Here is a 19285-nt window from a genome sequence, read left to right on the forward strand (position 1 = left end):
TCCCGCCGTTTCGGTGCTGACGCGCCTATCTAGGCGGAAGGGGCCTAGGGCGCAAGGGCGCAGGTGCATTGCAACACGCAGCGAGGCGTCTATCGTCGGGGCAGGTGGGTATCGGAGAGGCGACGCGGCGGCAGTTGCAGCAGATATTGCAGGAAAGCCCTGTGCAGGCGCCGGTCCGCCGGGGCTGGCACAGGGTGGCTCTGTTGATTGAGTATTTGGGCAAGAAGTAGGGTGAGAAGGGCAGGCGGGACGGAGAACGGCGTGCTCAGGTCTGAGTCTGCCAGCGGGTGAAGCTGTCTTGCAGCGCCTCGTCCAGCTGACGACCGGGAGAGTAGGCGGCGAGGTGCGCAGGCATTGGCGTGGCCGCTGGCAGGACGGGCGAGGGCTCGGGCGTGCCGAGGGTGGTTGTGACCGGGATCACCCCCGCCCAGACCGGCCAGGTGCCGTCTTCCTCGTCATCGCCGACATTGACGCCGCGGATCTTGGCGCTGGCTTCCTCGATGTCCATGCGGACCACGGATGTGGCCTTGATTTCCTGCGCGGTCATCGGGCGCAACTCGGCGTTTCGGCCGGGGAACAGGCGGTCGGTCACGGCGTAGAGGGCGCGTTCCTTTTCGGCCGGCTCATCGACCAGCCGGGCGGTGCCGAAGACCATGGCGCAGCGGAAGTTGGCCGAGTGGTTGAAGGCGGAGCGCGCCAGAACCAGCCCATCCAGATGGGTGACGGTGACGCAGACCGGCAGGCCGGGGCCTTGGGTGCGCAACATGCGGCTGGCCGAGGAGCCGTGCCAGTAAAGTATCTCACCCTCACGCCAATGGATCGTAGGGGTGCAGTAGGGCTGGCCGTCGATTGTATAGGCGACATGAGCCAGCATGGCACTGTCGAGGATGGCATGCACGGTCGCGCGGTCATAGCTGCCGCGCTTGGGGTTGCGTTTGATGCGGCTGCGCGGGCCGGGAGTATAATCGTTCATGCGTCACCTGTGGAATGCGGTTGCCTGAAGATGCAGTAGTGGGCAGGATTGGTTTGAATAAGAGCCAATCATGGACTGAATATGCAGACCAATAAATCGGACTGGTCGGCGTTGATCCCGGTCTTGCCGCAGGAAGGGCCGCGGGCGCGGGCGCTTTATGCGGCGCTTCGGCAGCGGATTGAGGAGGGTGCCCTGCCGCCGGGCACCAAACTGCCGCCAACCCGCGATCTGGCGGCGCGGCTGGGGGTGGCGCGCGGGGCGATGGTGGCGGCTTTCGAGATGCTGGCGGCCGAGGGCTTTACCGAGGCGCATGTCGGGCGCGGCACCTTCGTGGCCGAGGCGGTGCCGCGTCTTGCGCCCAACGGTCCGTCACCCGTGCCCCCGTCCTTTGTGGCACGCGATCTGCCCGGCGATCTGGGGCTGGGGTTTCCCGACCCGCAAAGCCTTGACCGTTTAAGGGCAATTCTTGCGAGGGTTATGGCGCGCCCACCTGTAGCGCTGTTTCATTATGGCGATCCGCAGGGCGATGCGCGGTTGCGGGCCGAGGTGGCGGCCTATCTGCGGGCGGCGCGGGGGCTGCGGCTGGACCCGGCGCAAGTGGTGATCACCACCGGGGCGCAAGGGGCGCTGGATCTGGTCGCGCGCGCAGTGCTGGCGCCCGGCGATCCGGTCTGGATGGAAGATCCGGGCTATCCTTCCGCCAAGGCGGCGTTCGCGACGCAGCGCTTGGTGCCCGTGCCGGTGGATGACGAGGGGCTGAATGTGGCGGCGGGCCGGGTGTTGTGCGCCGCTGCACGGGCGGCCTATGTTACGCCCTCACACCAGTTTCCGCTGGGGGTGGTGCTGACCATGCGGCGGCGTCTGGCGCTACTGGACTGGGCAGCAGAGGCCGGGGCCTGGGTGGTCGAGGATGATTACGACAGTGAGTTCCGCTTTGACGGCCCGCCTCTGGCTGCCATGCAGGGCATGGATGGGCGCGGGCGGGTGATCTATATCGGCACCTTTTCCAAGGCGCTGATGCCGGGGTTGCGGCTGGGCTATATGGTCCTGCCCGAGCCGTTGCTGGCGCCGGTCATCGCATTGCAGGCGCAATCGGACCGGGCGCCTTCGGCCCTGATTCAGGCAGCGATGGCCGAGTTTCTGGCAACGGGCCATTTCGCGCAGCATCTGAAACGGGCGCGGCGGCGGGTTCGGGCGGCACGCGATGCGCTGGTTGCAGAACTGGGTGCGGTGGGGCATCCCGTGCGGGCGCCGGATCAGGGATTGCATCTGGTGGTGCCTTTGCCTGACCATGTCGATGACCTGCGGCTGGCCAGTTTGACGCGCGCGGCGGGCCTCGGCGGTCGGGCGCTTTCTGCCCTGCATCTTGGGGCGCAGCCGCCGAAGGGGCTGGTGATCGGATTTTCCGGCCATGAACCGGCAACACTGGCCAATGCCGCACAGCAGGGGCTTTCGGCGGCGGGCCTGTGCTGAACCGCGCAGGGCATTTTCTGCTGTCATCGCGCGCGCGGCCTCTATATACCGGCGCCGGTTTCACACCTCCGAAGGAGTCTGGACATGGCCAATGTCGTCGTCGTCGGTGCCCAATGGGGCGACGAGGGAAAAGGCAAGATCGTTGACTGGCTGAGCGAGCGCGCCGATGTGATCGCGCGGTTTCAGGGCGGCCACAACGCGGGCCATACGCTCGTCATCGACGGCAAGGTCTATAAGCTGAATGCGCTGCCCTCGGGTGTGGTGCGCGGTGGCAAGCTGTCGGTCATTGGCAATGGCGTGGTGCTGGACCCCTGGCATCTGGTGTCCGAGATCGCCAAGATCCGCGAGCAGGGTGTGACCATCACCCCCGAGACGCTGATGATCGCGGAAAACACCGCGCTCATCATGCCTTATCACGGCGAGTTGGACCGCGCGCGCGAGGCGCAGGTAGCGGTTGGCAAGATCGGCACCACCGGGCGGGGCATCGGGCCCTGCTATGAGGACAAGGTGGGCCGCCGCGTGATCCGCGTCGCCGATCTGGCCGATCAGGCGACGCTAGAGCTGCGCGTTGACCGGGCGCTGGTGCATCACAATGCGCTGCGCGCCGGGCTGGGGCTGGAGGCTGTGGACCGTGACGCGCTGATTGCGGCGCTGAATGCGATTGCGGCCGAGATCCTGCAATATGCCGCGCCGGTCTGGAAGGTGATGAACGAGCTGCGCCGCGCCGGCAAGCGCATCCTGTTCGAGGGGGCGCAAGGGTCGCTGCTGGACATCGACTTTGGCACCTATCCCTATGTCACCTCGTCCAACGTGATCGCCGGGCAGGCGGCGACGGGCGTGGGTCTTGGGCCGAATGCCATCGACTTCGTTCTGGGCATCGTGAAAGCCTATACCACCCGTGTCGGTGAAGGCCCTTTCCCGACCGAGCTGCATGATGCCGATGGCGAGCGTCTGGGGACGCGGGGCCATGAGTTCGGTACGGTGACCGGGCGCAAGCGCCGCTGTGGCTGGTTCGATGCGGCGCTGGTGCGGCAGACCTGCGCGATTTCCGGCATCAACGGCATCGCGCTGACCAAGCTGGACGTGCTGGACGGGTTCGAGACGATCAAGATCTGCACCGGCTACATGCTCGACGGGCAGGCGCTGGATTATCTGCCGACCGCCGCCGATCAGCAGGCGCGCTGCACCCCGGTCTATGAGGAAATCGAGGGCTGGAGCGAATCGACCGAAGGCGCACGCAGCTGGGCCGATCTGCCGGGCGCCGCGATCAAATATGTTCGCCGCGTCGAAGAGCTGATCGGTTGCCCGGTCGCGATGCTGTCCACCAGCCCGGAGCGGGACGATACCATCCTCGTCACCGATCCTTTCGAGGATTGATCCGGTGGCGCTGGCCTATCGCACCCGCAAGCGCCTTGCGCTGCTGATCCTGCTGATCGGGCTGCCTGTGTATATCGGCGCGGTCTGGGGGATCATGGGGGCGCTGGACCGGCCACCGATCTGGGTGGAGTTTCTGGTCTATGTCGGGCTGGGGTTCCTGTGGATGCTGCCCTTCCGGTTCATCTTCAAGGGGATAGGTCAGGCCGACCCCGAGGCGCCCACGGCACAGGACGACTGACAAAAGGAAAAGGCGGAAGGGAAACCTTCCGCCTTTCGCCTGTCCGGGGAGGGTGGCAGCCCGTCAGACCCGGAAATCAGGGGGCTGAGGCTCAGCCCACCAATTTGCGGGCCTCCGCCAGGAAATGCGAATCCTCGGCCAGCGCATATTGGCCCCGGCGGATCTTCACGATACGGCCGGTGCGCAGAAGCGTGCCGAAGCTGCGCAGGCTGTCTTCGCGCAGATTGCCTTCGGTTTCCGAGATGCTGGCGACCTGACGCATGATCTGCGGCCGGGTGAATTGCGGCCGGCCTTCCACACAGGCGGCATAAGCAGCGGCGGCCTCCAGCAGCGCGCCCAGATCCTGCGCGCCAAGACGTTCGGCGAATTCCGCAAAACCACGCGTATCGGCGAACAGGTTGTCCTCATTCTCAAGGTCGTCTTCGTCGTCCTCGGCCAGCGCGGCAGAGCCGGCCACACGACGCGGCCGGATCGGGCCAACCTCGGCCGGGCGCGGCGCGGGTTCGGTCACCGGCGCGCGGTCGATCCGCTGCTCCGACACCAGCACCAGCGGCGTGGGGCGGTTGGCGGTCGGCGTTGCCGGACGCACGATGAGCGAGAGGTCCTCGCGGTAGGGGTCTTGCCGATCCGTTTCGTTCACCGGCTTGGCGGCACCCGCGCGGCGCTCGGCCACGGTGGCAGCAACGGCGGCTTTCAGATGCGCGATGGCAGACAGGCGGCGGCGATTCTCGGCGCCCTGCATCTGGTTGTTGGTTTCCGCGATCAGCCGCGACATGGCAGCTTCACCCTCGCTTTCGCCTTCGGCCAGCGTGCTGCGGCGTGGCGCGGCTGCCGGGCGCACCGGACGGACCGGGCGCACCGGAGCGGCATCCTGTGGCGTGGCGGCCGGTGCGGGTTCCGCAGGCATTTCCGGCAGATCGGCGACATGGGTTTCCGCTTCCACCTCGGCCAGTTCGCGCATCAGATCGGCTTCGGCTTCCGGCGAAAGTGCGGCCTCGGCCTCAGAGACCTCGGTCGCGGTGGCTTCGACCACTTCTTCCGCCTCATCAGCAGGCTGCGGCGCCGCGCGCCGGATGCGGATGACCCGCGCACGGGCGCGCTGGATACGCTCTGACGCGGTGCCACCGGCCTCATCGTCTTGCGGTGCGGGTTCAGTCTCGGCGCTGGTCGGGACAGCTTCATCCGGTTCCGCTGCGAGGACAGGTTCTGCGGCCTCGCCCTCCTCGTCCTCCAGTCCGGCGAGGAAATCGTCATCCTCCAGACTGTCAGCCAGGTTCGCGGACGGAGCGGCGGGTGCGTTCAGGCTGGACAGCAGCCCGTCCAGTTCATCCGCATCTGCCTCGAGATCTTCCTCCGCTGCTTCGGGTGCTTTGACCGTCTCGGTTTCTTCGCTCAACGCTGCGAGAACGTCGTCGAAATCTTCATCTGCTGCACTGTCTTCGCTGGCGGCGTGTTCGGACGGTGCTTCTTCGGGCTGGCTGTCCAGTCCCACAAGATTGGCAAGAAGCGCATCTTCGGCGCCGAAATCCGCTTCGGGTTCGGGCGATGCGAAGTCGTCTGCCTCTTCGTCAGAGGTTTCCGCGACCTGTTCGTCGGCTTCGATCCCGTCTTCGGCTTCGATTCTGGCTTCGGCCTCGATCTCGACCTCGGGCGACAGGGAATCGGCCATGTCCGGGTCGGACAGCGAAAGCGCCTCATCCTCAAACGATGGCGCGTCAAGGACGGGTTCTTCCATGACGGGCGCGGCCATCTCCACCGCGTCTTCGGCAGCCTCGTTCTCAAAGAACTCGACGGCTTCAGGGGCAGTCACAATTGCGGCGGCAGGGGCCTTTGCCTCGGCCACAGCCTTGCGGATCCGCGAGAGTTTGGCGGCAACGCTTTCTGATTGCGGCGCAACTGCTTGCTGTGCCGGTTCAGGCTCCGCAACAGCGGGGTGCGGGCTGGCCGCCTCGGCGGCCGCGACAGGCGCGCTCAGGGCGGCTTGCCGGGAGACCTCGGTTTCGGCCGCGCGCAGAATCACGCCGTTTTCCTGAATTTTCGCCTCAACCCGGCGCTGGATCTCGCGCTCGGCGATCCGGTGCAGCATGGCCGCATCGGGTGTTGGCGGTTCGGCGCCGAAATAGCGGTCTTCGGCGGCGAGATCACGGAAATACTCGGCAATCGCCTTCATCGTGTTGAAAGGATCGTCAAACCCCTCCAGCGTGCAGGAGAACGTGCCGTAGGACACCGTTAGAATTTTACTTGCTCCGACCATCGGATGCTCGCCTTCTACTAACCCATGGCCCCAATTTACCGTCTTGCCGATCAATTCCGTGGACAGACCGGGGTAATTTGAAGGATTGATTATGGCCCGTGGCGCCGGTGCCTGCCTTATTTCGGAACAGTATCCCCATGAATGCGGTCATTGTCGAATCTTCCGATCCGGTCACGCTGGTTGCAGGCGGACCGGTGCGGCGGGCCGAACTGCGGCTGGCCTTGCGGCGTGCGCCGGTCGTGGTGGCGGCGGATGGCGGGGCGGACCAGGCGCTGGCACTTGGGGTGGTGCCGACGGCGGTGATCGGGGATCTCGATTCGATTTCGGCACCCGCACGGGTGGCGCTGGCGGATCGCCTGCATCCGATTGCCGAACAGATGACGACCGATTTTGACAAGGCGCTGCGATCCATCCATGCGCCTTTCGTGCTGGCGCTGGGGGTGACGGGTGGGCGGCTGGATCACGAACTGGCTGTTCTGTCTGCGCTGGTGCGTCATGCAGCGCAGCGCGATGCGATTCCCTGTCTGCTGCTGACACCGCAGGATGTGATCTTTGCCCTGCCGCCGGAAATTACGCTGCGCCTGCGCGCGGGGGACAGGCTGTCTCTGTTTCCGATGCGGCAGGTTACAGGCGAAAGCACAGGGCTGCGCTGGCCGATCAACGGGATCGCCTTTGCCCCTGACGGGATGATCGGCACTTCCAACATGGTGACGGAGGGGCCGGTCTCTTTGCATCTGGACGGGCCCGGGATGCTGGCGATCCTGCCGCGCGAGCGTCTTGATGCGGCTCTTGCCGGGCTGGTCACCGCATGAGACGCGAATCGGCCATGTCCCAGAGATGGGCGGGCAGCGCGGCTACGGGGGTCTTCTGCCGTGCGGGCTGTCATGTTGCGCGGGATTCTGGATGTGATCCTTACGACAGCCCTGCTGACTGCCTTGCCGCCGGATTGCGCCCCTGCCCGGAATGTGACCCGATGGACGAGCGGATAAATGGCTTCGACGCCGGGCTTGACGGTGCGCTGGCGCGTCTGGCGGTTGTTCGGGCAGGGCCGGTTGCCCTGCATGCGGCGCTGCTGCCGACCCCGTTGGGTGATCTGCTGGCAATCTGTGATGCACATGCGGTGCGCCTTCTGGAATTCACCTCACGTCCAGTGCTGGCGCGGCAGGTCAGGGCACTGGAAAGGGCGGTGAAAGGCCGAATCGTTGCGGGCCGCACAACGGCGACCGCGCAACTTGAAATCGCCCTGTCCCGTTACTTCGCCGGCGATTTTGAGAGGGGCGAAGTGGCTTTGTCACCAATTGGCACGCCGTTTCAACAGCGGGTCTGGCAGGAATTGCGCAGCCTTCCCGCTGGCGTCACGATTCGATATGTCGATCTTGCGGTGCGGATCGGTCGGCCCGAAGCTGTCCGGGCGGTTGCCGCGGCAAATGGCGCCAATCCGGTGGCGATTCTGATCCCCTGCCATCGTATCATCGGTTCCGATGGCAGCCTGACCGGCTATGGCGGCGGTCTTTGGCGCAAGCGTCATCTGCTGATGTTGGAAAGCGCACCTGCGGTCAGCGGTGAATCGCTTGACGCTGGCCGGTTTTCCGCCTAAAGGGCGTCGATGGAATTTGGCGCTCGCAGCCTTGCGGGGGCTATGGGTGTTACTCCGGGCCGCCGCTCAACGGGGCAAAGGTCCGAAAGACAAGGAACAAGACGATGTCGCGCGTCTGCGAACTGAGCGGTAAAGGCCCGATGGTTGGCAACAACATCAGCCACGCCAACAACAAGACCAAACGGCGCTTCCTGCCGAACCTGAACGACGTCACCCTGATCTCGGACGTTCTGGGGCAGTCGTTCAAGCTGCGCGTGTCCTCGGCTGCGCTGCGCACCGTCGATCACCGCGGCGGGCTGGATGCCTTCCTTGCAAAAGCCAAGGATGACGAACTGTCGGCCAAGGCGCTGAAGATCAAGAAAGAGATCGAAAAGGCGCAGGCCGCCGCCTGATCCTGATTTCGGTCGGATGTCGAAGCCCCGCCCTTGGCGGGGTTTTGCTTTTTGGATGGGCAGGATGCCGCACCGCGCGCGGCGTGCTGGTCAAAGGCTCCGCGCTGCGCTAGGCAAGGCCATGCGCCGTTTCCTGCGACTTCTGACCGGAACCCTTGTGCTGCTGGCTTTCGTGGTCGGCGCGCTGGGGCTTGGCGTGGCTCAGTCGTTGCCTGTTGCGGTGGCCGAGATGGAAATCTGCTCGGACGGCCAGACCCGGCTGCTGGGTGTGGATGCCGCTGGACGGCCTGTTGGCCCGGTGCACCTTTGCCCGGATTGTGTCATCGGCGCTTCCGCTGCCCCTCCGGGCGCCCTCCCGCCCCCGGAACGGCCCGCAGGCCGGGTCAGCCGGGCGGAATGGCCAGTTCCGCATGCCGCAATGGCACAAGCCCGGCCTCAGCCTTCGGCGCGGGGGCCACCTGTCCTGTCGTGATCTCTTTCCGACACAGACCCCAATCAAAGGACAGAACAAATGACCCTTTTCAAATCGCTTCTGGGCGTTGCCGCCCTCTGTGCCGCCCTTCCCGCCTTCGCCGGGGATATCGAGGTGAAGGATGCCTATGCGCGCACCTCCTCGGCCATGGCCAAATCCGGCGCCGCCTTCATGGTGATCGAGAATACCGGCGATGCCGACGACCGGCTGGTCTCGGCCGCGTCCGATGTGGCGCAAAAGGTCGAACTCCACACCCATATGGACATGGGTGATGGCGTTATGAAAATGATGGAGGTCAAGGAAGGCTTTGCCGTTCCGGCCCACGGGCATCACGCGCTGGCGCGTGGCGGCGATCACGTCATGCTGCTGGGCCTGACGCGCGAGCTGAAGCAGGGCGATATGGTCAGCGTGACCCTGACCTTCGAGAAGGCGGGCGAGATGACCATTGAGGTGCCGGTGGATCTGGAACGTCAGGACGGCATGCAGATGGGCGGTGGCATGGGCCACGACCACAGCAAGATGAACCACGGTCAGATGAACGGCGCCTCGAACTGAGACTCAGCCCCGCCGCGCCAGTATCTCGTCCACCCATGCGGGGACGATCTGTGTGGCGGGGCCAAGCCGGATCTCGTCGAAATCCGGGGCTGTGGCGCTTGCCTCTGCGTTGAGTTCAAGGCAATGCGCCCCGGCCCGTCCGGCATCCTGCGCAAAGGCCGCAGCGGGGTAGACGGTGCCGGAACTGCCGATGGCGACGAACAGATCGGCTGCGCGCAACAGAGGCCAGATCTCAGCCATATGATAGGGGTATTCCCCGAACCACACGATGTCCGGCCGGGTTTGCGCTTCGCCGCAGGCGGGGCAAGGGTCGGCCGGGTGCATCCGTGCCGGAGCAGACCAGCGCTGGCCGCATCGGGCACACAGCGCGCCTTCCAGCACGCCGTGCAGGTGCAAAACTCCGGTTGATCCAGCGCGTTCGTGCAGGTCATCTACATTCTGCGTCACGATCCACACTTTGCCGGGCCAGGCGCGTTGCAGTCGTGCCAGCGCCTCATGCGCTGCATTCGGTTTGGCCGTGCGGGCATTGGCGCGGCGGGCGTTGTAGAACTCATGCACCAGTGCGGGATTTCGGGCAAAGCCGTCGGGCGTGGCAACCTCGTTCAGGTCGTAACGGGTCCAGAGACCATCCTTGTCGCGGAAGGTGCCCAGCCCGCTTTCCGCACTGATACCCGCGCCGGTCAGGATCACGATGGTTTCCATGGCGGTTTATCCCTTTAACGTCCGACGAGCAGCCTGACCATCCTGTCCTTCAGGGCAATATGGGCAGGCCGGACAGCAGGTCTAGCCCTGCCAGTGTATCCATTGGCCGTGAAAGCCCGCCCTGCCGATCGCCATATCCAGATGATCAGGCCAGAGTCGCAGGCGCAGCCCGGCGCCCTCGGCGCTATCGTCGGCCTCCATCCCGAACCAGGCCACGGGGGCATCAGCCGTGGCGCGCGTGCCCGCGGCTTCCAGAAGGCGGCTGCCGCGCGCCTGTGCTTCGGCCGGGAAATATTGCCAGGCGATCGTGTGATAGATCAGATGAAGCTGGCCGGGGCGGGGTGTTGCAAGGCGCTGTTCCAGCCAGTCCACCGCATCCGCCTGATCGACCATCGCCGATTGCACTTTCAGCGCAGCACGGGTGCGGGCCAGACGTTCGGCCTGATCGGGCCACAGGCAGGACAGGAGGCGCAACTCGTCCTCCGGGCGGCCTGCGCGGAGCGGGGCCAGATCGACACCCCGCCGGTCTGTGATGACAGGCTTTGCGACGGGAGGCAGCGATCCCTGCCATTCGGGCACCAGTTGCAAGACGGCATTGGCAGGGCCGAAGCAATGCCCGCCGATCTCGAGTGCATAGCGGTCAAACATCAGGTTCAACCCGGCGCTTGCGCCCAGTTCCGACAGGGTGATGGGCAAGCCGTGACGGGCGGTCAGCCAATGTGCAACAGCAATCAGCGCGGCGGATCGGCGGATTTCATTGGTTTGCGGTGCGCGGTCGCACCAGCGGGCAAGGAAAGCATCGTGGCGGTGCAGTGCCCGATCGACTGCCGCTGCCAGATTCCCGCCCGATCCACCGGGGTAGGCGGCCGCCAGTTCCGCATTCTGACCGGACAGAACCAGCGCATGAAGCCCGCTGGCCAGCCGCAGTGGCAAGGAAGCCCCGCGCGGCCCGATCTCGCCCGGCCAGGCTGCAAAGTGCTGAGCCAGTGCGGTATCATCTGGCCAATGCGCCGCCAGATGGCGCATCAGCCGCTCCATGAAGGGGGAGCCAAGCGCGGCACAGTTCGCCGCCTGCTCGGCAAAGGCCGCAGGCAGGCGGTCAGCCACGGCGGATCAGCCGGCGCAATAGGCCTCGGCGGTCTGGCCGAAGGATTTGTAGCGTTCCCAGAAGGCGTCATCGGCCTCGCGCTTGGAAATCCAGACCTCATGCGCCAGATCGGGGTCGGCCATCATCTTGGCCGCCTTGCGCTGGTCACGCCCGGTCAACGTCATGTCGGCAACCTGCTGGATGCAGCCGCAAACCGCCGGATTGGCCGAGCCACGATCCGAGCGCAGACAGGCCCGCTCGATCGAGCCAGCCAGCGCAGACGTCGCCATGACGGGAAGCACCAATGCGCCAAAGGCGCCTGCCAGAACCAGTTTCTTCATGTCTCTGCCTCTTGCCGCCGGGGGGATGTTCCTCCCCGGTCATTTTCTGGCAGTGATTATGACGATTCGGGGCAAATTTATCAATGATCTGGCGCAAACCGGCAGAAAACGGCCGAAAACCCGGCCTGTCTGCCGGATGATGCGGGGCAGATGCCGCCCCGCCGCAAGATGATGTGGTGTGACGGTCAGGCGGCCAGCAAAGCTGCGTGATTGCGCAGATGCCGTTCCGCCATCTGTCGGCCGCGGCGACCGGGCACCAGCACACGCGCAGGCATCAGGCGCTGACTATCAAGAATCGCCAGATCCGGGAACAGGTCGAGGATTTCGCGCGCCGCCGTCGCCCCCAGCGCCCGCATGGCCATCGGCCCCGGATAAAGGCTTTCGCTGGGGGCGCCTTCGGCAAAGATGACCTCGTGCCGGTCGAACATCAGATGCACATAGGTCACGGGCCGCAGGCTGTCGTCGCGCGTGATACCGGGCAGGCCGATCAGGTGGCAGGCAGCCACCAGAACCTCGTCAGCCTCGAACATCCGCTGCGCGATGCGTGAGCGAACCAGCATCCGGTGCTGGGGCGAGACCCGCAGGTCGCGCTCGGGTTGACCGGGGCCAAGCGCCCCGGCGGCGATACACACCGGGCGCAGGTGTTCTGCGGCAACCAGTTCTGCGGCAGAAAGGCTGCGCTTGCCGATCCAGCGCACGACCTGTGTTCCGTGATCCGCGGTTACCACCCTGTCGCCGGGGCAGAGGGTTTCGACTGCGCACGGGCCTTTCGGGGTGCGGATCGTCGTGCCAGCGGTGAAGCACGGGATTTCGATGTCGAAAATATCGGGATCGAACGAGATGACGGCATTCAGCACGGTATTGTTCGGGAACGGCGTCGCCTGATTGACGGTGATCGAGCGCAGGGCGTTGATGCCGTCCCAGTCGGGCAGATAATTGGCATTCGGTCGCAGGAACAGATCGCCGTTTGTCATTTGCACGACGGTCGCCACCTGACCAGAGGTGCTGCCGTCAGGCAGGGTGATGGTGATGTCACCCCGGAATGTGGTCTGGATCGTCTGGCCGCTGATGGTTCCCGATGTGGTCGGGCTGTCGAAACTGAACTGGCTGAGGAAGTTGTTGGTCGGGTTGAACGGCGCGGTGAAGACCTGCGCCCCGCCACTGGTCGTGGTGGTGCCGGTAACGGCGACGGGGGCGATATGCCCCGGCCCGGTAACGGAATAACCAGTCATGCCCGCGGCATTGAGCTGGCTTTGAGTGACATTGCTGGAAGCTGTGCTGTCGATGGCAGGCAGGTTCCCGATCCATAGCCAATTGACCGTACTGGTCGGCATCGCAAATTCCCCCGAACTGGTAACGCCCTTGCTGGGCGGCGGTCCATGGCAGCGGGCCGCTGCTACAGGGAATGCGGATGCTGTGCGCCTCTGTCAAATTGCGGCAAAACTTCGGCAAATGCGTGATTGCATTAAGGAATTCGTGCAATTACCGGAAAAATCTGCAATATCGGGCTGTTTCTGGAACGGAAACGAAGTTGCGCTGCCGCAGCCTCGGGAATATTCCCCCCTCGCCAGTGCGATGATGCCGGATTTTTCGGCATCCGGCCCGGCGCAAATCCCCCTTCCCGGCCCTTGCGGGACAGGATATACGCGCGCCCATGACCCAGCTTGACCGCATCCGCAATTTCTCGATCGTGGCCCATATCGACCACGGCAAATCCACACTCGCCGACCGTCTGATCCAGATGACGGGCACGGTGGCTGCGCGCGACATGAAGGCGCAGATGCTGGACAGCATGGATATCGAGCGCGAGCGCGGCATCACCATCAAGGCCAACACCGTGCGGATCGAATATCCGGCGAAGGATGGCAATACCTACATCCTCAACCTGATCGACACGCCCGGTCACGTTGACTTTGCCTATGAAGTCTCGCGCAGCATGCGCGCGGTCGAGGGTTCGCTTCTGGTTGTGGATGCGTCGCAGGGGGTCGAGGCGCAGACGCTGGCCAATGTCTATCAGGCGATTGATGCGGGCCATGACATCGTGCCCGTGCTCAACAAGGTGGACCTTCCGGCGGCCGACCCGGAGCGGGTGAAGGAAAACATCGAGGATGTGATCGGCATCGACGCCTCTGATGCGATCCCGATCTCGGCCAAGACCGGCCTCGGCATTCCCGATGTGCTGGAGGCCATCGTGAAGCGCCTGCCCGCGCCCAAAGGCGACCGCGACGCACCGCTGAAGGCCATGCTGGTGGACAGCTGGTATGACGCCTATCTGGGCGTCGTCGTCATGATCCGTGTCATTGACGGCGTGATCAGGAAGGGCGACCGGGTCAAGATGATGCAGACCGGCGCGGTTTACGGCATCGACAAGCTGGCGGTGCTGAAACCGCAGATGGTGGATATTCCCGAACTGGGGCCGGGCGAGATCGGCGTGCTGACCGCCTCGATCAAGCAGGTCCGCGACACCCGCGTCGGCGACACGATCACGCATGAGCGCAAGCCCTGCGACGCGCCGCTGCCCGGGTTCAAACCGGCGCAGCCGGTGGTTTTCTGCGGCCTGTTCCCGGTCGATGCGAATGACTTCGAGGCTTTGCGCGACGCCATCGAAAAGCTGGCGCTGAACGACGCGAGCTTCAGCTACGAGATGGAAACCTCGGCCGCGCTGGGCTTCGGTTTCCGCATGGGCTTCCTGGGCTTGCTGCATCTGGAAGTCGTGCGCGACCGGCTGGAGCGGGAATATGACCTCGACCTGATCACCACCGCGCCTTCTGTGGTCTTCAAGCTGCACATGAAGGATGGCGAGGTGCGCGAGCTGCACAACCCCGCCGACATGCCCGACCTGACCTATATCGACCATATCGAAGAGCCGCGCATCAAGGCCACGATCATGGTGCCGGACGAATATCTGGGTGACATCCTCAAGCTCTGCCAGGATCGCCGGGGCATCCAGTTGAATCTCACCTATGCCGGCAGCCGCGCCATGGTGGAATACGACCTGCCGCTGGCCGAGGTGGTGTTCGATTTCTACGACCGGCTGAAATCGGTGACCAAGGGCTATGCCTCGTTCGACTATCAATTGTCGGAATACCGCGAGGACAATCTGGTGAAGATGTCCATTCTGGTGAACGACGAGCCGGTGGATGCGCTGGCGATCATGGTCCACCGTGACCGGGCCGAGGCGCGGGGCCGCGTGATGGTGGAAAAGCTGAAAGAGCTGATCCCCCGCCACATGTTCAAGATTCCGATTCAGGCGGCGATTGGCGGCCGTGTCATCGCGCGCGAGACGATCAGCGCCATGCGCAAGGACGTGACCGCGAAATGCTATGGCGGCGACGCGACCCGGAAGAAGAAGCTCTTGGAGAAGCAGAAAGAGGGCAAGAAGAAGATGCGCCAGTTCGGGAAAGTGGAAATCCCGCAAAGCGCCTTCATCAATGCGCTCAAGATGGATGGGTGAGGGTTATTCCTCACCTTCATTCCATTGCTGCTGTATCATTGTTAGCAAGGCTTGCGTTGTTTGGTTGCGCTTTTCTTGGTCTGCAATTTGCAAGAACTCAATGTCAGAAAAGTCATCGCCACGCTTGCGATTCTGAGATGGTTCAAGAGATTCAATGAGGATGGCTTCCATCAAGGAAATTATCTGAGGAATACCAACAGAGAAATCTGGCTCTCCTAACTTTCCGGTAGAATCCACACCCTTCAAACCAAACCACGAGAAGCGATCCCAGCGACCGTTCAATCTGTCGCGCGTATGTTCAGACAGACGAACCCCCAAAGGCCTATCTACTGAGCGCCCAACGTAAATTACGCGGGATCTGTCATAGAGTAGGTAGATGCCAACCTGTTCGCAGAAGTCGATTGATTTGGCGCCTTGCTGTTGCTGTCCAAGTAGCCTCGGTTTGTGTCGCCAAATCACTTTGCTGGCGTGCCAATACATACCAACAGATTTAACGATAGACTTGGTTTCGATCTCGGATTCTTGATCGGCACTGCGAACCACATCAATTTGTGCGCCAGTTTCGGACCGAAGCATAAAGATGCCCGGGTTTGTTTTTATGAACGGGCTGACTTCACCCTCATTTTTGATTGAATTATTAATCGCAACAAATACCGTATTTGCAGGAGTTGCGTCAAGAGAGCGCCGGAGTTTCATCTCCTCGATTTTCTCGGCAATTGTTTTATAATGTAAAGCCTGACCAGACCGTGTGAGCACAGCTATGGCAGCTTCTTTCCATGCTAAGTCCGACATGTAGCTCTCAAGTGACTATGTTCATAGCAGTTTAGCTAGAGCGTTACTACTTGACAACGTATCTGACGCGGCAGGGTTTCCCCTGCCGCTTTTGCCTTACATGTTCGGGTAGTTCGGGCCGTCGCCGCCTTGTGGTGTGGTCCAGTTGATGTTCTGCGACGGGTCTTTGATGTCGCAGGTCTTGCAGTGGACGCAGTTCTGGAAGTTGATCTGGAACCGCGCCTCGGCGCCCTCGCCGATCACCTCGTAGACGCCGGCGGGGCAGTAGCGTTGCGCCGGCTCGTCATACTCGGGCAGGTTGACGCGGATTGGCAGCGACGGGTCTTTCAGCTTCAGATGCGCGGGCTGGCTTTCATCGTGGTTAGTAAAGCTGAAGGCCACGTTGGTCAGACGGTCGAAGGACAGTTTGCCATCGGGCTTCGGATAGTCGATCTTCTTGAAGTCCTTGGCCTTGCCGGTCGCGGCCGCATCGGTCTTGCCGTGTTTCAGCGTGCCGAACAGCGTCAGGCCGATGGTGTTCAGCCACATATCGGCGCCGCCGCCCATCAGCGAGGCGATGAGGCCGAATTTCGACCACAGCGGCTTGACGTTGCGGACCTTCTTCAGATCCTTGCCGATCGGGCCGCTGCGCACCTCGGCTTCATAGGCAGCGAGTTCGTCGCCCTCGCGGCCTGCCTTGATCGCGTCAAAGGCGGCTTCAGCCGCGGCCTTGCCCGACAGCATGGCATTGTGGTTGCCCTTGATGCGCGGCACGTTCACCATGCCGACCGAGCAGCCCAGCAGGGCCACACCCGGCGCCACCATCTTGGGCATGGACTGCCAGCCGCCCTCGCTGATCGCGCGGGCGCCATAGGCCACGCGCTTGCCGCCTGCCAGCAGATCGGCCACCATCGGGTGATGCTTGAAGCGCTGGAACTCCATGTAGGGGTAGAGGTGCGGGTTGGCATAGTTCAGGTGAACCACAAAGCCAACGTAGACCTGATTGTTTTCAAGGTGGTAGATGAACGAACCGCCCCCGGCATTCGACCCGAGCGGCCAGCCCATCGTATGCGTGACCGTGCCCTCGCGGTGCTTGGCGGGGTCGATCTCCCAGATCTCTTTCATGCCGATGCCGAATTTCTGCGGGCAATGGCCCTTCGACAGGTCATATTTCGCGATGACCTCTTTCGACAGCGACCCGCGCACGCCTTCCGCGAGGAAGACGTATTTGCCGCGCAGCTCCATCCCCGGCTCGTAGTTCGGGCCGGGCTGGCCGTCCTCGCCCAGTCCGAATTCGCCGGCGACGACGCCGACCACCCGGTCGCCTTCGTAAACCAGTTGCGAACAGGACATGCCGGGGAAAATCTCCACCCCCAGCCCCTCGGCCACGCCGGCCATCCAGCGGCAGACATTCGCCATCGAGACGATGTATTTGCCATGGTTGTTCATGAAGGGCGGCATGGGCCAGTTCGGGATGCGGGCCTGACCGGCCGGGCCGAGGATATAAAAATTGTCCTCTTTCACCTCGGTCTTGATCGGGGCGTCCATTGACTGCCAGTCGGGCAGCAGCGCATCCAGACCGCAGGTATCCAGCACGGCGCCCGAAAGGATATGCGCGCCGACTTCGGACCCCTTTTCCAGCAGCACGACATTCAGATCGGGGTCGAGCTGTTTCAGCCGGATCGCCGCTGACAGACCCGCAGGCCCGCCGCCTACGATCACGACATCGTATTCCATGCTCTCGCGTTCGATCTCTGCCATCCGCGTCTCCCCTGTGGCTACGGGCGCCACGCGCCGCTTGCTGGATTTGTCCGGGGTTTTGTCTGCCCCAAGGGAAAGCGCCCGTCAATCGTGACGCAACATCAAATCGCTGCATCGCGGCGTAGGAGAAATATTCTTGCGGCAACTATGACGCAAGCATCCGCCCATCTGTCGTTTCCCTGCCGCGGCCCCTTGCATTTGCGGCGCCGGTGCGGTCTGGTGAGGCGAAGACGAAGGAGAGTCATGGCCTGGCCGGGCCGTGGCTTTGTTTTTTGGTGAGAGACCGATGGAAAAGATTCCGATGACCCGCGCAGGGTTCGACATGCTGGATGGCGAGCTGAAGCACCTGAAATCGGTGGAGCGGCCCGCCATCATCCAGGCCATCGCCGAGGCGCGTGAACTGGGTGACCTGTCGGAAAATGCCGAATACCACTCCGCCCGCGAGAAGCAGAGCTTCATCGAAGGCCGCATCAAGGAGCTTGAGGGCACCCTGTCGCTGGCCGAAGTGATCGACACCGCGAAACTGTCGGGACCGATCAAGTTTGGTGCCACGGTGACGCTGGTGGACGAAGACACGGATCAGGAAAAGACCTATCAGATCGTCGGCGAGGTCGAGGCGGATCTGGAGCGCGGGCTGCTGAACATCCGCTCGCCGCTGGCGCGGGCACTGATCGGCAAGGACGAAGGCGACAGTGTCGAGGTCAAGACGCCGGGCGGTGACCGCAGTTACGAAGTGCTGAGCGTCCGTTACATCTGAGGCGAGGGAGGCACCATGCCCGAACCGCATGACAGCCCGAACGGTGGCGCGGCAGAGACCGGTGCCCGGTTTTCGCGTGTGGAGGCCGTGGCCGCCGCGCTGAGTGTGATCTGGGTGGTGGCTGTCGCCGCCTATCTTCTGGCCGGGCCGGGGGAGGGCGGGACCCTTGATCTGGTGATGACGCTGGTCATGGTTTTCCTGCCCATCGCGCTGATCTGGATCGGGGTGACGACGCTGCGCTCGGTGCAGGATCTGCGGGCCGAGGCCGCGCGGTTGCAAGCCTCGGTCGAGACGATGCGGGCTGCCTGGGTGCAAAGCCAGGTACAGCCCTCGGTCGAGCAGAAGCTGCAAGAGATCGAGCGCGCGGCCAAGACGGCAGAGACGGTATTGGCCACATTCACCTCGCGCCGCGATGCTTCGCTGGTGCAGGCATCGGCTGACCGCAAGGCGGCGCTTGTCGTTCCGTCCAGGGTTGGCGTGGGCGAGGATCAGCCCGCGCTGGCACTTGGGACGCCGGCCGAAGACCTGCGCGCGCCGCTGTCGGTGGCCGAATTCATCCGGGCGCTGCAATTTCCCGAGAACCCGGATGACCGCGACGGTTTTCGGGCGCTGCGTCTGGCGCTGGAGGATCGCACGGTTGCCAAGCTGATCCGCGCGGCACAGGACGTTCTGACGCTTCTGGCGCAGGAAGGCATCTACATGGATGACCTGAAACCCGAGCGCGCGCGGCCCGAACTGTGGCGCAGTTTTGCCCAAGGCGAGCGCGGGCGGGCGATTTCGGGGCTGGGGGGGATTCGTGACCGGTCGTCGTTGGCGCTGACGGCGGGGAGGATGCGGGAAGACCCGATCTTCCGCGATGCGGCGCATCATTTCCTGCGGACCTTCGACAAGACCTTTACCGAGTTCGAGAAGAACGCGAGCGATGCCGAACTGGTCGATCTGGCAGATACCCGTACCGCGCGCGCCTTCATGCTGTTTGGCCGGGTCGCGGGGGTTTTCGAGTAGCCCGCGCTTTTCGGGCAGAGCGGGCCCTTGCGGGCCCGCGCGACTTTTGTCTCGGCGTCCGCCGATGGCGGATCGC

The 19285-nt window shown here is 63.7% G+C and carries 20 protein-coding genes and 1 pseudogene; 13 read left to right on the top strand and 8 right to left on the bottom strand.

The window, feature by feature from the left end; translation table 11 throughout:
• Window positions 1-265 precede the first annotated feature (265 nt).
• Complete coding sequence (locus tag D2N39_RS03235) at window positions 266-973, bottom strand: pyridoxamine 5'-phosphate oxidase family protein (RefSeq protein ID WP_119133383.1); 708 nt, start codon at window positions 971-973, stop codon at window positions 266-268.
• A gap of 81 nt (window positions 974-1054) precedes the next feature.
• Here D2N39_RS03235 and pdxR point away from each other — a divergent pair, with 81 nt between their 5' ends.
• The 3 genes from pdxR (at window position 1055) to D2N39_RS03250 (ending at window position 4061) form a co-directional block, all read left to right on the top strand.
• Window positions 1055-2446 (top strand): MocR-like pyridoxine biosynthesis transcription factor PdxR, encoded by a 1392-nt coding sequence (pdxR, locus tag D2N39_RS03240; protein ID WP_119133384.1) that lies wholly within the window; start codon window positions 1055-1057, stop codon window positions 2444-2446.
• Window positions 2447-2530: 84 nt separating this feature from the next.
• The gene (locus tag D2N39_RS03245) at window positions 2531-3823 is read left to right on the top strand and encodes an adenylosuccinate synthase (RefSeq protein WP_119133385.1); all 1293 of its coding nucleotides are present in this window, start codon (window positions 2531-2533) and stop codon (window positions 3821-3823) included.
• 4 nt (window positions 3824-3827) lie between these two features.
• Window positions 3828-4061 (top strand): DUF2842 domain-containing protein, encoded by a 234-nt coding sequence (locus D2N39_RS03250; protein ID WP_119133386.1) that lies wholly within the window; start codon window positions 3828-3830, stop codon window positions 4059-4061.
• A gap of 91 nt (window positions 4062-4152) precedes the next feature.
• On the opposite strand, the gene D2N39_RS03255 is transcribed toward D2N39_RS03250, so the two are convergent.
• A complete protein-coding gene (locus D2N39_RS03255) occupies window positions 4153-6315 on the bottom strand; it encodes a hypothetical protein (RefSeq protein ID WP_147373443.1) in 2163 nt (720 codons plus the stop codon).
• Between the two features lie 137 nt (window positions 6316-6452).
• Between D2N39_RS03255 and D2N39_RS03260 the strand changes: the two genes are divergently transcribed.
• The 6 genes and pseudogenes from D2N39_RS03260 to D2N39_RS03280 all read left to right on the top strand — a co-directional run bounded on the left by D2N39_RS03260 (window position 6453) and on the right by D2N39_RS03280 (window position 9331).
• Complete coding sequence (locus tag D2N39_RS03260; RefSeq protein ID WP_119133388.1) at window positions 6453-7127, top strand: thiamine diphosphokinase; 675 nt, start codon at window positions 6453-6455, stop codon at window positions 7125-7127.
• Window positions 7124-7276, top strand: a pseudogene (locus D2N39_RS23670) (Ada metal-binding domain-containing protein); the annotation flags it as partial. The gene D2N39_RS03260 and the pseudogene D2N39_RS23670, both read left to right, overlap by 4 nt.
• 12 nt (window positions 7277-7288) lie before the next feature.
• Window positions 7289-7912, top strand: coding sequence for a methylated-DNA--[protein]-cysteine S-methyltransferase (locus D2N39_RS23525; protein ID WP_267899565.1), 624 nt, complete (start codon window positions 7289-7291; stop codon window positions 7910-7912).
• A 104-nt stretch (window positions 7913-8016) separates the two neighbouring features.
• Window positions 8017-8304 carry a 50S ribosomal protein L28 gene (gene rpmB / locus D2N39_RS03270; RefSeq protein WP_054303083.1) on the top strand — a complete coding sequence of 96 codons (288 nt, stop codon included), beginning with the start codon at window positions 8017-8019 and terminating at the stop codon, window positions 8302-8304.
• A 121-nt stretch (window positions 8305-8425) separates the two neighbouring features.
• A complete protein-coding gene (locus D2N39_RS03275) occupies window positions 8426-8776 on the top strand; it encodes a hypothetical protein (protein WP_119133390.1) in 351 nt (116 codons plus the stop codon).
• 39 nt (window positions 8777-8815) lie between these two features.
• On the top strand, window positions 8816-9331 hold the full coding sequence (locus D2N39_RS03280) for a copper chaperone PCu(A)C (protein ID WP_119133391.1): 516 nt from the start codon (window positions 8816-8818) through the stop codon (window positions 9329-9331).
• A 3-nt stretch (window positions 9332-9334) separates the two neighbouring features.
• Here D2N39_RS03280 and D2N39_RS03285 read toward each other — a convergent pair whose 3' ends face one another.
• The 4 genes from D2N39_RS03285 to D2N39_RS03300 all read right to left on the bottom strand — a co-directional run bounded on the left by D2N39_RS03285 (window position 9335) and on the right by D2N39_RS03300 (window position 12693).
• A complete protein-coding gene (locus D2N39_RS03285) occupies window positions 9335-10033 on the bottom strand; it encodes an NAD-dependent deacylase (RefSeq protein WP_119133392.1) in 699 nt (232 codons plus the stop codon).
• A gap of 81 nt (window positions 10034-10114) precedes the next feature.
• Complete coding sequence (locus D2N39_RS03290) at window positions 10115-11140, bottom strand: DUF2332 domain-containing protein (RefSeq protein WP_119133393.1); 1026 nt, start codon at window positions 11138-11140, stop codon at window positions 10115-10117.
• Window positions 11141-11146: 6 nt separating this feature from the next.
• Entirely contained in the window at window positions 11147-11461 is a 315-nt protein-coding gene (locus D2N39_RS03295) for a hypothetical protein (RefSeq protein WP_119133394.1), read from the bottom strand.
• Between the two features lie 185 nt (window positions 11462-11646).
• Window positions 11647-12693, bottom strand: coding sequence for a Hint domain-containing protein (locus D2N39_RS03300; protein WP_158589767.1), 1047 nt, complete (start codon window positions 12691-12693; stop codon window positions 11647-11649).
• 25 nt (window positions 12694-12718) lie between these two features.
• Between D2N39_RS03300 and D2N39_RS22785 the strand changes: the two genes are divergently transcribed.
• Together D2N39_RS22785 and lepA are read left to right on the top strand one after the other, a co-directional pair.
• Window positions 12719-13129, top strand: a complete 411-nt coding sequence (locus D2N39_RS22785) for a hypothetical protein (protein ID WP_158589768.1) — start codon at window positions 12719-12721, stop codon at window positions 13127-13129.
• Window positions 13116-14915, top strand: a complete 1800-nt coding sequence (gene lepA, locus D2N39_RS03305; RefSeq protein ID WP_119133396.1) for a translation elongation factor 4 — start codon at window positions 13116-13118, stop codon at window positions 14913-14915. The genes D2N39_RS22785 and lepA overlap by 14 nt, the downstream gene beginning before the upstream one ends.
• A 3-nt stretch (window positions 14916-14918) precedes the next feature.
• Here the strand turns inward: lepA and D2N39_RS03310 are convergent, their stop codons facing one another.
• Entirely contained in the window at window positions 14919-15707 is a 789-nt protein-coding gene (locus D2N39_RS03310) for an HTH domain-containing protein (RefSeq protein WP_119133397.1), read from the bottom strand.
• Between the two features lie 96 nt (window positions 15708-15803).
• Complete coding sequence (locus D2N39_RS03315) at window positions 15804-17447, bottom strand: electron transfer flavoprotein-ubiquinone oxidoreductase (protein WP_119133398.1); 1644 nt, start codon at window positions 17445-17447, stop codon at window positions 15804-15806.
• 286 nt (window positions 17448-17733) lie between these two features.
• Between D2N39_RS03315 and greA the strand changes: the two genes are divergently transcribed.
• Together greA and D2N39_RS03325 are read left to right on the top strand one after the other, a co-directional pair.
• Window positions 17734-18204 (top strand): transcription elongation factor GreA, encoded by a 471-nt coding sequence (greA, locus tag D2N39_RS03320; RefSeq protein WP_119133399.1) that lies wholly within the window; start codon window positions 17734-17736, stop codon window positions 18202-18204.
• 15 nt (window positions 18205-18219) lie between these two features.
• Window positions 18220-19209, top strand: coding sequence for a hypothetical protein (locus D2N39_RS03325; RefSeq protein WP_119133400.1), 990 nt, complete (start codon window positions 18220-18222; stop codon window positions 19207-19209).
• The last annotated feature ends 76 nt before the right edge of the window (window positions 19210-19285 follow it).

Origin of the sequence: Gemmobacter lutimaris (assembly GCF_003570715.1) — a bacterium.
GTDB classification, from domain to species: Bacteria; Pseudomonadota; Alphaproteobacteria; order Rhodobacterales; family Rhodobacteraceae; genus Gemmobacter; species Gemmobacter lutimaris.

Excerpts from the sequence above, each read along its gene's own strand:
- D2N39_RS03295 (WP_119133394.1), bottom strand. The coding sequence starts at position 11,461 with ATGAAGAAACTGGTTCTGGCAGGCGCCTTTGGCGCATTGGTGCTTCCC.
- D2N39_RS03245 (WP_119133385.1), top strand. The coding sequence starts at position 2,531 with ATGGCCAATGTCGTCGTCGTCGGTGCCCAATGGGGCGACGAGGGAAAA.
- D2N39_RS03260 (WP_119133388.1), top strand. The coding sequence starts at position 6,453 with ATGAATGCGGTCATTGTCGAATCTTCCGATCCGGTCACGCTGGTTGCA.
- pdxR (WP_119133384.1), top strand. The coding sequence starts at position 1,055 with ATGCAGACCAATAAATCGGACTGGTCGGCGTTGATCCCGGTCTTGCCG.
- D2N39_RS03275 (WP_119133390.1), top strand. The coding sequence starts at position 8,426 with ATGCGCCGTTTCCTGCGACTTCTGACCGGAACCCTTGTGCTGCTGGCT.
- D2N39_RS03325 (WP_119133400.1), top strand. The coding sequence starts at position 18,220 with ATGCCCGAACCGCATGACAGCCCGAACGGTGGCGCGGCAGAGACCGGT.
- D2N39_RS03310 (WP_119133397.1), bottom strand. The coding sequence starts at position 15,707 with ATGTCGGACTTAGCATGGAAAGAAGCTGCCATAGCTGTGCTCACACGG.
- D2N39_RS03300 (WP_158589767.1), bottom strand. The coding sequence starts at position 12,693 with ATGACTGGTTATTCCGTTACCGGGCCGGGGCATATCGCCCCCGTCGCC.
- greA (WP_119133399.1), top strand. The coding sequence starts at position 17,734 with ATGGAAAAGATTCCGATGACCCGCGCAGGGTTCGACATGCTGGATGGC.
- rpmB (WP_054303083.1), top strand. The coding sequence starts at position 8,017 with ATGTCGCGCGTCTGCGAACTGAGCGGTAAAGGCCCGATGGTTGGCAAC.
- D2N39_RS03235 (WP_119133383.1), bottom strand. The coding sequence starts at position 973 with ATGAACGATTATACTCCCGGCCCGCGCAGCCGCATCAAACGCAACCCC.
- D2N39_RS03285 (WP_119133392.1), bottom strand. The coding sequence starts at position 10,033 with ATGGAAACCATCGTGATCCTGACCGGCGCGGGTATCAGTGCGGAAAGC.
- D2N39_RS03280 (WP_119133391.1), top strand. The coding sequence starts at position 8,816 with ATGACCCTTTTCAAATCGCTTCTGGGCGTTGCCGCCCTCTGTGCCGCC.
- D2N39_RS03315 (WP_119133398.1), bottom strand. The coding sequence starts at position 17,447 with ATGGCAGAGATCGAACGCGAGAGCATGGAATACGATGTCGTGATCGTA.
- D2N39_RS23525 (WP_267899565.1), top strand. The coding sequence starts at position 7,289 with ATGGACGAGCGGATAAATGGCTTCGACGCCGGGCTTGACGGTGCGCTG.
- D2N39_RS03255 (WP_147373443.1), bottom strand. The coding sequence starts at position 6,315 with ATGGTCGGAGCAAGTAAAATTCTAACGGTGTCCTACGGCACGTTCTCC.
- lepA (WP_119133396.1), top strand. The coding sequence starts at position 13,116 with ATGACCCAGCTTGACCGCATCCGCAATTTCTCGATCGTGGCCCATATC.